This window comes from Lysinibacillus sp. KU-BSD001, from assembly GCF_042920265.1.
Lineage (GTDB): Bacteria > Bacillota > Bacilli > Bacillales_A > Planococcaceae > Lysinibacillus_B.
Genome location: NZ_JBDQZI010000001.1, coordinates 115,519 through 127,381, shown reverse-complemented (window position 1 = coordinate 127,381; position 11,863 = coordinate 115,519). Strand labels below are relative to the sequence as shown.

At 39.4% G+C, this 11,863-nt stretch carries 12 protein-coding genes and 1 other annotated feature; all 12 genes read right to left on the bottom strand.

Annotated features, from left to right (window positions below; genetic code table 11):
* Positions 1 to 10: 10 nt before the first annotated feature.
* A complete protein-coding gene (gene efeO / locus AAGS61_RS00630) occupies positions 11 to 877 on the bottom strand; it encodes an iron uptake system protein EfeO (RefSeq protein WP_391366347.1) in 867 nt (288 codons plus the stop codon).
* A 678-nt stretch (positions 878 to 1,555) separates the two neighbouring features.
* Positions 1,556 to 4,315 (bottom strand): isoleucine--tRNA ligase, encoded by a 2,760-nt coding sequence (gene ileS / locus AAGS61_RS00625; RefSeq protein ID WP_391366346.1) that lies wholly within the window; start codon positions 4,313 to 4,315, stop codon positions 1,556 to 1,558.
* A 53-nt stretch (positions 4,316 to 4,368) separates the two neighbouring features.
* Positions 4,369 to 4,591, bottom strand: a binding site (T-box leader).
* A 64-nt stretch (positions 4,592 to 4,655) separates the two neighbouring features.
* Positions 4,656 to 5,195: a DivIVA domain-containing protein gene (locus tag AAGS61_RS00620; RefSeq protein WP_391366345.1), complete on the bottom strand. Its 540-nt coding sequence runs from the start codon at positions 5,193 to 5,195 to the stop codon at positions 4,656 to 4,658.
* A gap of 93 nt (positions 5,196 to 5,288) precedes the next feature.
* On the bottom strand, positions 5,289 to 6,074 hold the full coding sequence (locus AAGS61_RS00615) for an RNA-binding protein (RefSeq protein ID WP_391366344.1): 786 nt from the start codon (positions 6,072 to 6,074) through the stop codon (positions 5,289 to 5,291).
* Between the two features lie 61 nt (positions 6,075 to 6,135).
* Positions 6,136 to 6,393, bottom strand: a complete 258-nt coding sequence (locus AAGS61_RS00610) for a YggT family protein (protein ID WP_391366343.1) — start codon at positions 6,391 to 6,393, stop codon at positions 6,136 to 6,138.
* A gap of 19 nt (positions 6,394 to 6,412) precedes the next feature.
* Entirely contained in the window at positions 6,413 to 6,904 is a 492-nt protein-coding gene (locus AAGS61_RS00605; RefSeq protein ID WP_391366342.1) for a cell division protein SepF, read from the bottom strand.
* 18 nt (positions 6,905 to 6,922) lie between these two features.
* Complete coding sequence (locus tag AAGS61_RS00600; protein WP_391366341.1) at positions 6,923 to 7,591, bottom strand: YggS family pyridoxal phosphate-dependent enzyme; 669 nt, start codon at positions 7,589 to 7,591, stop codon at positions 6,923 to 6,925.
* A gap of 75 nt (positions 7,592 to 7,666) precedes the next feature.
* On the bottom strand, positions 7,667 to 7,909 hold the full coding sequence (locus AAGS61_RS00595; protein WP_391366340.1) for a PRC-barrel domain-containing protein: 243 nt from the start codon (positions 7,907 to 7,909) through the stop codon (positions 7,667 to 7,669).
* A gap of 72 nt (positions 7,910 to 7,981) precedes the next feature.
* Positions 7,982 to 8,761 carry an RNA polymerase sporulation sigma factor SigG gene (gene sigG / locus AAGS61_RS00590; protein WP_391366339.1) on the bottom strand — a complete coding sequence of 260 codons (780 nt, stop codon included), beginning with the start codon at positions 8,759 to 8,761 and terminating at the stop codon, positions 7,982 to 7,984.
* 86 nt (positions 8,762 to 8,847) lie between these two features.
* Entirely contained in the window at positions 8,848 to 9,555 is a 708-nt protein-coding gene (gene sigE / locus AAGS61_RS00585; protein WP_391366338.1) for an RNA polymerase sporulation sigma factor SigE, read from the bottom strand.
* Between the two features lie 16 nt (positions 9,556 to 9,571).
* The gene (locus tag AAGS61_RS00580) at positions 9,572 to 10,378 is read right to left on the bottom strand and encodes a sigma-E processing peptidase SpoIIGA (RefSeq protein ID WP_391366337.1); all 807 of its coding nucleotides are present in this window, start codon (positions 10,376 to 10,378) and stop codon (positions 9,572 to 9,574) included.
* 340 nt (positions 10,379 to 10,718) lie between these two features.
* Positions 10,719 to 11,861 (bottom strand): cell division protein FtsZ, encoded by a 1,143-nt coding sequence (ftsZ, locus tag AAGS61_RS00575; RefSeq protein ID WP_391366336.1) that lies wholly within the window; start codon positions 11,859 to 11,861, stop codon positions 10,719 to 10,721.
* Between the last annotated feature and the right edge of the window lie 2 nt (positions 11,862 to 11,863).

The window sequence follows — 11,863 nt, the reverse complement described above, 5'->3', positions numbered from 1 at the left end:
AGCTCCTATACTATTCGATGACAATACCCATTTGACTTAAGGGCTCACCTAATTCGTTTACTGCTGTTGCCAGTGCTTTTGTATCATCTTCTGTTAGTACTTCGTATGACACATAACCACCTTTTCCGTCTTCATATTTCGCTAATAAATCATTCATTGCACTAAATTTCTCATCTAATGTTGCTACTAAATTTGCATCTTTCGCTTCTAAATTCGCACGTAAAATCTCAAAAATTTTCTCTGCCCCTTCAATATTGGCTTTAAAATCATAAAGGTCCGTATGCGAGTAAATTTCCTCTTCCCCTGTAATTTTCGATGTGGACACTTCGTTTAATAGGTCAACAGCCCCTGTCACTAATAGCTCTGGTTCCACTTCCACTGTTTGTACAAGTGCATATAATTGTTTCACATCTGCTAATAATTGATCGGCCACTTGCTCATAACCCGTTGTCGTATTTTCAACCCATAATGCATACTCTAGCTTGTGGTAACCTGACCACTCTTCCTTCCCTTGGCCTTCTTCTTCTAAATCCGCTAAACGCCCGTCGATACGTGGATCTAAATCACCAAAGCTTTCTGCAATAGGCTCTGAACGTTCAAAATACATACGTGCAGGCGCATATGCTGCCTTCGCTGCTTCAATATCACCTGATTTAAATAGGTTAACAAAGTTTTCCGTTTCAATAACAAATTTCTCCATTTGCTCTACCGCAAATTGTTGATATACTTCTACTTCAGCTGACAAACTTACCTTTTCTGTCTCCACTTGCGCTGGCTCTACTGCATTTTCCTGTTCTTTTGTCGCCTCTTCTCCACAAGCTGCCATTAAAATACTACTCGCTACTAATAACGCTGATAATTTTTTGCTCAATTTCATCATGTCATATCCTTTCAATGCCTACTTGGCTATCAAACTATTTCATATTATAGAATGATAATCATTATCACTATATAAATCAAGAAAAAATTAAAATTTTGTTAAAAGTAATGACTCTTCACCAAAACGTGTACTTGACCGCGCATTCCGTTACGGGCGGACGCTTTCCGCTCAAGCTTATCCCGCAGGAAGCTTTGCTCTGTAGCGAAAGGCGAACGCCGTCAGCTACACTCGCCGCCCTTCACTCCATGGGCTTTTAAAGTGCTCCTCTTTTTAATCAAGAACATATTCTGGTGTTGAGCCTTAAAAGAAATCATTTTCTTTCGATTTGCACATATCGTCGCCTAGCCCCTGTAATCTATGAGGATATATATTGTTTTTTAGCCACCCATTTTTTATTGAACACTAGTTGCTTGTAGCGGAGGCACGAGACTCCTACGGGAAAGCGAGACAAGCAAGACCCCGCAGGAAATTTATTTGCGACGAAAGCGCAGCGACAGGAGCACTGAAGGATGAGCGACGAGGAGGCTTGATGCTCGCCCGTGGAAAGCGAGTGCTGGAGCGGAAAGCAACGGTCACTCAAATGGTAATATATGTTTCTTAATTTGCTGGTTATGAGCTAAAATTAAAAAAGCATGTAAATAAACGGAGCAGTCCGCTTATTTACATGCTAAATGATTATTGGTAATACTTCTCTACAACTTCTCCACAACGTGCACATAATGTTGCATGTGCTGCGTTCGAGCCAACTGTTTCCGAAATCGTCCAGCAGCGCTCACATTTTTCACCGTCTGCTTTTTCTACAACAATTGCTGTTTTCTCTAACACTAATGCGTTTTCTGGGGCCGCATCCTTTGTACCAGCAACAACAAATTGTGAAACGATTGATAATTGTGCAAAGTCAATCGTTGCATCTTTTAGAAGTGCTACCGCTTCTTGATCTGCATATACAGATAATTTCGCTTCTAACGATTTCCCGATTACTTTTGCATTACGCGCTTCTTCAAGTGCTTTTAACACTTCATCACGAATCGCAATGACATTGCTCCATTTTGCACGTAACTGTTCAAAGTTCTCTTTTTCATCTACTTCTGGGAAGTCTGTTAATTGAACAGACGCTTCCTCAGCACCTAAGTAACCCCATAATTCTTCCGTTGTATGTGGAATAATTGGTGTTAATACTTTTAATAACATTTGTAGCGTATCGTACATTACCGTTTGCATTGCACGACGATCTTGATTGTCTACGCCTTCAATGTACACAACATCTTTTGCAATATCTAAGTAGAATGAAGATAACTCAATTGCTACAAAGTTATTGATTGTGTGATATACGGCTGAGAATTCATAACGGTCGTATGCAGTACGTACAGCTTTTAATACGTCTTGCATGCGCATGTACATGTATTGATCCATTTCACGTAAATCTTCATACGCTACACGGTCCGTCGCTGGATTAAAGTCTGTCACGTTCCCGTGTAAGAAACGAAGCGTGTTACGGATTTTACGATATACCTCAGAAACTTGCTTTAACATATCCATCGAGATACGCACGTCGCCTGTATAGTCAACAGATGCTACCCATAAACGTAAAATATCTGCACCGTATTGATCCATTACTTTTTGAGGAATGATCACATTCCCTAAAGACTTACTCATTTTACGACCTTCACCGTCTAATACGAAACCATGAGATAATAACCCTTTATATGGTGCGTAACCATTAATTGCAACAGATGTAATTAGTGATGAGTTAAACCAACCACGGTATTGGTCAGAACCTTCTAAGTAAAGATCTGCTGGGTATTTCATGCCGCGCTCTACTAATACACCTTGGTGCGACGAGCCTGAGTCAAACCAAACGTCCATAATGTCGTTTTCTTTTGTGAACTCGCCATTCGGGCTACCAGGATGTGTGAAGCCTTCAGGTAGTAATTCTTTCGCTGTTTTTTGGAACCAAATATTTGAACCATGCTCACGGAATAACTGCACGACATGTGCAATTGTTTCTGACGTAATGATTTCTTCACCATTCTCCGCATAGAATACTGGAATCGGTACCCCCCATGCACGTTGACGCGAAATACACCAGTCACCACGATCACGAATCATATTGTAAAGACGTGTTTCACCCCATGCAGGTGTGAATGTCGTATCTTCAACCGCTTTTAATAATTCATCACGGAATGCTTCAACTGACGCAAACCATTGTGGTGTCGCACGGTAAATAACCGGCTTTTTCGTACGCCAGTCATGCGGATAAGAGTGCGTGAAGAAGTTTAATTTTTCCAACGCATCTACTTCTTGTAATTTTTCTGTAACAAGCTTATTTGCAGCATCATAGAAAATGCCTTCAAAGCCTGGTGCTTCTGCTGTGTAGCAACCGCGGTTATCCACTGGCGATAAAACAGGTAAGCCATATGCTTTTCCGATGTTAAAGTCGTCTTCCCCGTGACCAGGTGCTGTGTGTACACATCCTGTACCAGCTTCAGCTGTGACGTGCTCACCAACCATTACCAGTGAATCGCGATCATAGAATGGGTGTTTCGCTACAACACGGTCAAGCTCTTGCCCTTTTACTTCTTGAAGTACTTCATAAGACGCCCAACCAATTGCATTTGCCACATTTTCAAGTAAATCTTTTGCAATAATGAATTTTTTATCTTCCACTGCTACGACTACATATGTGAACTCTGGGTTTACAGAAATACCGAGGTTTGCTGGTAATGTCCAAGGTGTTGTTGTCCAGATAATAAATTTCGCATCCGCAGGAACGACACCTTTTGCATCTTTAATCGGGAACGATACATAAATAGATGGTGATTTGACATCTTTATATTCAATTTCAGCTTCAGCTAATGCTGATTCAGATGATGGTGACCAGTATACCGGTTTTAAGCCTTTATAAATGTAGCCTTTTTCCGCCATTTTACCGAATACTTCAATTTGACGTGCTTCGAATTCCGGCTTTAATGTGATGTATGGATTTTCCCAATCCCCGCGCACACCTAAACGTTTAAATTGTTCACGCTGATTATCGATTTGCTCATACGCATATTTTTCACAAAGCTCGCGGAATTGTGCAACCGACATTTCTTTACGATTAACACCTTTATTTGTTAATGCTTGCTCAATTGGTAAACCGTGTGTATCCCACCCTGGTACATACGGTACATGAAAACCAGTCATTGAACGATGACGATTAATCATATCTTTAATAACTTTGTTTAATGCATGCCCGATATGGATATCACCGTTTGCATACGGAGGGCCATCATGTAATACAAAATGTGGACGATCCTTTGTACGTTCATTTACTAATTTGTTAATATCCATTTCATTCCACTTTGCTTGGATTTGCGGCTCTTTTGTTGGCAATCCTCCGCGCATTGGGAAATCTGTTTTTGGCATTAATAACGTGTCTTTATACTCTACCATTCGTAATCCTCCTGTTATTTGTTTACATGCAAAATAAAAAGCCCTTCATCCCAAAAAGGGACGAAAAGCTGTCATTTCGTGGTACCACCCTAATTTACAGTAAACATTTACTGCCTCTTAGTCGCTGTAACGTCGCGTATCACGAGCTCATTTACTAAAATTCAATGAACTAGCTCCAGAGTGATTTTCTGTAAAAATTGCTTTTTGTTCGAGCTCCCACCATCCTCGAATCGCTTCACAGCAATTTTAACATACTGTCTCCATCGTAGCTGATTATGCATATAAACATCTTTTGTGTATCAGTATATGAAACTGTTTGCGGCACGTCAAGCTTTTCCGCCTAAATTGAACTTAAGTTCTCATCCTCTGTTTCATACTTTTCACGTGTTTGTATTGGAATTTCTGTCAATGTCACATCGTATTCTAGCAAGTTATCCCAATCATCTGTATTCAATAAATCTAGCTGTGCTTCTACTAACATCTTAAAGCGGTTGCGGAACACTTTTGACTGCTTCTTTAACTCATCAATTTCAATAGTCACTTTACGTGCTTTCGATAAAGCCTCATTCACAATACGATCTGCATTTTTTTCGGCTTCTTTTACAATGAGCTTTGCTTCCTTTTGCGAGTTGCGACGTAACTCTTCCGCTGCCTCTTGTGCAACAATAATCGACTTTTGTAATGTCCCTTCTAAATTGTTATAGTGGTCCATCTGTTCTGTCATTGTTTTGATTTTATCTTCCAGCTCTTTTTTCTCACGTAAAATAATCTCGTAATCTTTAATAATCTGATCTAAAAATTCGTTTACCTCGTCCTCTGCATAGCCACGGAAGCCACGCGTAAACTCCTTATTATGTATATCTAAGGGGGATAATGGCATGTCGCTGCTCTCCTTTGCACGTTACTATTTATTAAACATTATACTTTGTTAGCGTTTAATTGACATCATTTTTTCGTTTTTTTCTGCAGATAGTCATAGTTTTTGCTCTAATCGACCTATTTGTAGGCGAATTTTATCTTTTTTTGTCCGTCCTTCTGTCATGATTACTTTTAAACGACCAAAACCTCGTGCAGAAATAATATCGCCTTCTTGTAATTCAAATGCCACTTGCTCGCGAACGGTCCAATTGACTTTTACGCGACCTGCTGCAATCAGACTTTGCGATTTTTGTCGCGAAAGATTTAATATAGTCGCAAGTACAACGTCAAGACGCATCGAAGAAACGGTACAAGAGCTTTCTTCCCATTGTTCTTCTAGCTGTAAAAGCGAACTTGTCCCTACTTCCTCCATATGTACTTTCACTTTACCAATGCTCGATAAATTCGTACGTACATAATCTGCTACTTCCTTTGCCACTGCAAATTCTACTGTATTTTCAGCCACACGAATATCGCCAAATTTGCCCCGTTCAACACCAAGTGAAAGGAGTGCCCCTAACACATCAGGATGTTTAATTTGTACAAATTTCGAAGGATAGCTTACTGAAAAGATTGTAAGATGGTAGTCATGTTCTTCTGGCACATAATAGGAAGGTGCAATTATCATCCGCATGCGCTCGGATGCTTGAAATCCTCCTTCCATAGAAACAGTTAAATCATCTGACTGACCTATTACAGTACTCACGATAAAACGTTGCCGTGGGTCTAAAAAATCGGTTAAGCGCGGTGCATAACGATCTTCCACTTCGCGCTGCCAACCAACAACTTGTTCAATAAATGGCTGTTCATCTTTTCGAAAGTGCTGAATTAAATGCTCCATTTTCGTAACTCCTTGTTAAATAAAATCCCCTTACAATGAGAAACATTGTACGGGGAAAGACTTAAATAATGTAGCTAATAACATTTAATAAACCTTGTTGAATAAAGCGTAGTGCAAACAATGCAACAATTGGTGAAATATCAATCATGCCAATTGGCGGAATAAACTTGCGGAAAAACCCTAAGTACGGTTCACATACTGTTGCTAAAAAGCGACCTACAGCGGAGTCTTGTGCTGCTGGAATCCACGATAGCAAAATGTATGCAATTAGCATAAACGTGTAAATCGTAAATGCCTGCATAATAATATAATAAATCATCTAAATACCTCTCTAGCTTCTAAATTTCATCAATAATATAATTTGAAATTTCTCCTGATACTTCTACATTCTCTGGTGTACATAGGAAAATATCTGTTCCAATTCGTTGAATATCGCCACCTAATGCATACACTGTACCACTTAAAAAGTCAATAATACGTACACCTTGATCACGCTCAATACGTTGTAAATTCACAATTGTCGCACGTTTATTTTTTAAATTTTCGGCAATATCTTGTGCTTCCGCGTAAACACGAGGCTCTACTAATACGACTTTGGCACCCTTTGTTGTTGTTGCTGCATGGAGGCTTACTACATTATTTTGCGATGGAGCAGACACATGTGGTAACTGTTGCGGAACAACTTTGCGCTCTTTTTTAAATCGTGCATTAATAGCAGGCACTTCAGACTGCTGTTGTTTTACGTTCTTTTCAGTTACTTCATCATGTGTTACATGTTCTTCCTCATCTTCTAAGTAGAAGAAATTTTTTATAATGTTTTTCATACTCATCCACCGTCCCTTCTTTCATCATCCAACAAGAGCCGTGCCAATCCTTACAAAGGTTGCTCCTTCCTCTACAGCAATCTCGTAGTCATTTGACATTCCCATAGAAAGTTCAGTGCACGGAGCATATGGTAATTGCAAGGCAATAACTTCCTGTTGAAGTTTTTTCACTTCACGAAATACATTACGAATGATGTGTTCATCTTCTGTATTTGGAGCCATTGTCATTAACCCGACGACTTCGATTTTTGTGTAAGCAGCTAGTTGTTGAATAAACGAAATGACCTCTTCCTTTGACAACCCATGCTTCGATTCCTCACCTGAAACATTTGCTTGAACAAAGCATTTAATCGGTCGTTCCGCGCGCTTTTCAATTTCTTCTGCTAGGCTAATTCGGTCTAATGAATGTAAAAAGTGAATATCGTTTATTACTTGTTTTACTTTCCGCGTTTGTAATGAGCCTATATAATGCCATTTTACACCAGATTTAATATGTTCAAGCTTTGTATGTAATCCTTCTGGGCGGTTTTCGCCTAGATGTACAAGACCTGCTGCAAGCGCTTCCTGCGTACGTGCTACATCTACTTCTTTTGTTACTGCTACGATATTTACTTGTTGCGATCCATTTGCTCTATGTTGTGCATCTTCTATTTTTTTTTGAATACATTTTAAATTATTAATAATTTCGGTCACTTTTTTCCCAACTTTACAATATTAGTTTATATTATTGTATCAAGCTAAAGGTGATTTATCAATGAATAGGGCGACCTATACGGAAGCCGTTTTTACTAAAATTACATCCTTGCCTACTATGAGAATATCACTAATTGCTACTTTTTTTATACTATCTTCTTTATGAAGAATTTGCGAAATTTTCCTCGGTTGTGCCACAAAAAAGTACTCAATATGTCCACTTTTTTCATTTACTTCTGCATCGACAATATAGCCAATAAACCGTCCACTCCCAGCCTCTATCATCTCTTTCTGTTGCACCGTTGAAAATCTTAACATAGCACTCCACCTTTTGTTTTTTTCAAAATAATCTTTCCCCAATTGTGAAGAAAAGCGCACATGATGTGCGCTCTAGTCAACTTTATAGTCTTTCTGCATGAGTGCAATTGCACTTTTTTCTAAACGTGATATTTGCGCTTGTGATATGCCTAATGTTTTGGCAATTTCCGTTTGCGTTTCCCCGTAATAAAAGCGTTTGGCGACAATGAGCTGCTGACGTTCATCCAGCTTTTGCATACTCTCTTTTACCGATACATATGCAACCCACTGGTCTTCTGACACATCACCTTTTAACTGATCCAGCATGTACACTGGATCCGTGCCATCCGCGTAAATCGGTTCTTGTAGGGACATTGGGTCTTGTATCGCATCTAACGCATATAGTACATCTTCCTGTTTCATTTCAAGCATCTCTGCAATTTGCTGTAATGTTGGTTCATATGAATGCTCCAGTACAAATTGTTCTTTTGCTTGCATCGCTTTATACGCAATGTCTCGCAATGAGCGGGAAACTCTTAGTGCATGATGATCACGTAAATGACGTCGAATTTCTCCGACAATCATTGGTACGGCATATGTGGAAAATCGCACATTATGTTTTAAATCAAAATGATCAATTGCTTTTAATAAACCGATACAGCCTACTTGGAATAAATCATCTGCTTGCTCGCCACGATAAGAAAAACGGCCAACAATACTTAGTACAAGACGTAAATTGCACATGACAAGCTGTTCGCGTACTTCCTCTTCACCAGCTTGCATACGTTCAAATAAAGCTTTCATTTCTTCATGTTTTAAAATAGGTAACGTCGATGTATCGACACCACATAGTTCTACTTTCATACGAACCATCTCTTTTCCTCCGAACCTTTTTATCGTTCAGTTTGTCCGTATGAGGTGAGACTATGCGCATCTATACCACGCCAATTTCAACCAATTTACGCAATCGGTTCATTTAAATATTCACGTAGGTCTAAAATAATCTTCTTCTCAAGGCGCGAAATATACGATTGGGATATGCCTAAATGATCCGCTACTTCCTTTTGTGTCATTTCTGTTTTACCATTTAAACCAAAACGGCATTCCATAATATATTTTTCGCGTGGGTTTAAACAATTAATCGCGTGGAACATATGCTGACGCTGTAGTTTTCGCTCTACATCATCTGAAATAATATGCTCTTCCGTGCCTAAAATATCCGATAATAACAACTCATTTCCATCTGCATCGGAATTCAGTGGTTCATCGAGCGACACTTCACTTTTCATACGACTCGTTTTTCTAAGATGCATTAAAATTTCATTCTCGATACAACGTGAAGCATATGTGGCCAATTTTATATTTTTTTCTGTATTAAACGTTTCAATGGCTTTAATTAATCCAATTGAACCAATACTAATTAAATCTTCAATTGGCGTCGCTGTATTATCAAATCTTCTCGCAATATACACAACAAGACGTAAATTACGCTCAATTAATGTATCACGAGCACCTAAATCTCCATCCATAAATGCTTTGACAACGGTTAATTCTTCTTCTCGAGTTAATGGTACTGGCAATGCATCATGTCCTCCTATATAGTATGTTCCCTGACGTGAAATTTTTCGCCAAATGCGTAAAAAAAGTAAGCGTAGCTTTTGAAGCAATGAGTGTCCCCCTTTTTTATGTGATAGGAAGCATAGACACATGGAGAATAACATCTACTTGTCTTGGAAACTTAGCATCTTTTGCTGTAAAGACAATATAATGATCGTAAAATGTTTGCTCACCCATTGTAAGTGTCTCTAACCGAAAAGCGAGTGCGAGCGTATCCCCTTGTACCGTTTGAATTGGTACTACACGCAATCGTTTCTGTACATCCTTTGAAAACATGTCAAGTTCATATGGCTGATCTTGTTTCCAACTTGTCAGCGCATGTACAAAATCTGTAGCTAATTGTTGCTTAACAGCTGGTAACGATACAAAATGAACAGGCAGTGCACTAATTGGCTCAATACACGTATTTCCCGTATCAATAAAGGCAGGTAGTGTAATAGACTTCCCTAAAAACTGCAATGTGCACGATGTATGGAATGTATTTTGTCGGAAAATCCACTGTAACCTATAGTGTCTAACAAGAAAAAAAAGAATAAGTGCAGCAAACGCAACCCACAACACAAGCATGTTGTATTTACTGCTAGCATATGATTGAATAGCCGTTAAAAGACCTCCAACGACAAGCGTTGCGATAAATAATACAAAAGCCTGCCTAAACAACAATGTTTGTATAGGGAATGCAAGTACTAAAATAAAAAAACTTATAAAGACCCCGATTATGGAAGGAAACAACAATATGCCTATTAAACTACTGAGCGTTGCCATAACCCATAATTTTGTCTTCGTTACCCGAACATTTGTAATCGTTTGTGTAAAGGAGAGCAACAGATAATTATAAATCGTGTTTACAACAAGGAGCCATTCTCCAGCCATGCAAAAAAACCTCCTAGCCATACAGTACCACGAGGGAATTGAGCAATTTGTCAAAACAGTGAATGGTTTTCTAGAAATTACTTTACAAAATCAGTAGTAATGTGACATTTTTAGACAAAGAACAAAAGCGCTAAAGCGCCTGCTCATCCCCGACACGCGCTGGAGAATCCCGACAAGTGTGCTTGCCACACGTAGGAGGGAGTCGAAGCGTCGCGAGGGGATGGCGCTTTCGCCTAGACGTAGCTGCTCTTTTCCACAACCATTATCCACAATGCGAAATTTTATAATTTCCTTAACAAATAAAAAAGCCCACAAGCATAAAATCTTGTAGGCTAGTAAACTATTGATTACGATTACGACGGTTACGTAAAAATGTCGGAATATCTAATTGATCATCTTGAGATGATACTTGGCGAACTGGTTCTTGCTGAACAGGTTCATGACGTACTTGTTGCACTGGTTGAGCAGTAGCTGTACGTCCCCCAAGTCCAAGTGTTTGACGTGGTGATGATGAGCCAGCTGGAATAATATCGTCTGAAAAACCTGTAGCAATGACAGTTACGATAATTTCATCATTTAAGTTCTCATTGATAACAGAACCGAAAATCATGTTTACTTCTTCATCGGAAGCCGAGGCTACGATATCTGCTGCTTCCTGTACTTCGTATAGCGATAAGTTCGAACCACCTGTAATATTCATAATAACGCCTTTAGCACCATCAATTGACGTTTCAAGCAATGGACTTGAAATAGCTTTTTTTGCTGCTTCTGTTGCACGGTTTTCTCCTGTTGCAATACCGATTCCCATTAAAGCAGAACCTTTATCAGACATGATTGTTTTCACATCAGCAAAGTCAAGGTTGATTAAACCAGGTGTTGCGATTAAATCTGAAATCCCTTGTACACCTTGTCGAAGTACGTTATCTGCTTCACGGAATGCTTCAAGCATCGGTGTTGATTTATCAACGATTTGTAATAACTTATCATTCGGAATGACAATTAACGTATCAACCGCTTCTTTTAAGTTAGAAATCCCACCAATCGCTTGCGTTTGGCGTTTACGACCTTCAAATGTGAACGGACGAGTTACAACACCGACCGTTAACGCACCTAAATCACGTGAAATTTGAGCGATTACTGGCGCAGCACCTGTTCCAGTACCACCACCCATACCTGCCGTTACAAACACCATATCTGCACCGCGTAGTACTTCTTCTAATTGCTCCCGACTCTCTTCTGCTGCTTTTTTTCCTACTTCAGGATTTGCACCTGCTCCGAGACCGCGTGTTAATTTACCACCAATTTGCAGTTTATATTGTGCTTTAGAATGCTCTAATGCTTGTGCATCTGTATTTACCGCTATAAAATCGACACCTTGCACGCCATGTTCAATCATTCGGTTAACAGCGTTGTTTCCGCCACCACCAACACCGATTACTTTAATGACCGCGCCTTGGTCATAACTTGTATCAAACTCTAACATTT

Bases quoted from the DNA above. Each gene is read 5' to 3' on its own strand.
- efeO (WP_391366347.1), bottom strand. From the start codon at position 877: ATGAAATTGAGCAAAAAATTATCAGCGTTATTAGTAGCGAGTAGTATT.
- ileS (WP_391366346.1), bottom strand. From the start codon at position 4,315: ATGGTAGAGTATAAAGACACGTTATTAATGCCAAAAACAGATTTCCCA.
- AAGS61_RS00620 (WP_391366345.1), bottom strand. From the start codon at position 5,195: ATGCCATTATCCCCCTTAGATATACATAATAAGGAGTTTACGCGTGGC.
- AAGS61_RS00615 (WP_391366344.1), bottom strand. From the start codon at position 6,074: ATGGAGCATTTAATTCAGCACTTTCGAAAAGATGAACAGCCATTTATT.
- AAGS61_RS00610 (WP_391366343.1), bottom strand. From the start codon at position 6,393: ATGATTTATTATATTATTATGCAGGCATTTACGATTTACACGTTTATG.
- AAGS61_RS00605 (WP_391366342.1), bottom strand. From the start codon at position 6,904: ATGAGTATGAAAAACATTATAAAAAATTTCTTCTACTTAGAAGATGAG.
- AAGS61_RS00595 (WP_391366340.1), bottom strand. From the start codon at position 7,909: ATGTTAAGATTTTCAACGGTGCAACAGAAAGAGATGATAGAGGCTGGG.
- sigG (WP_391366339.1), bottom strand. From the start codon at position 8,761: ATGGTTCGTATGAAAGTAGAACTATGTGGTGTCGATACATCGACGTTA.
- AAGS61_RS00580 (WP_391366337.1), bottom strand. From the start codon at position 10,378: ATGGCTGGAGAATGGCTCCTTGTTGTAAACACGATTTATAATTATCTG.
- ftsZ (WP_391366336.1), bottom strand. From the start codon at position 11,861: ATGTTAGAGTTTGATACAAGTTATGACCAAGGCGCGGTCATTAAAGTA.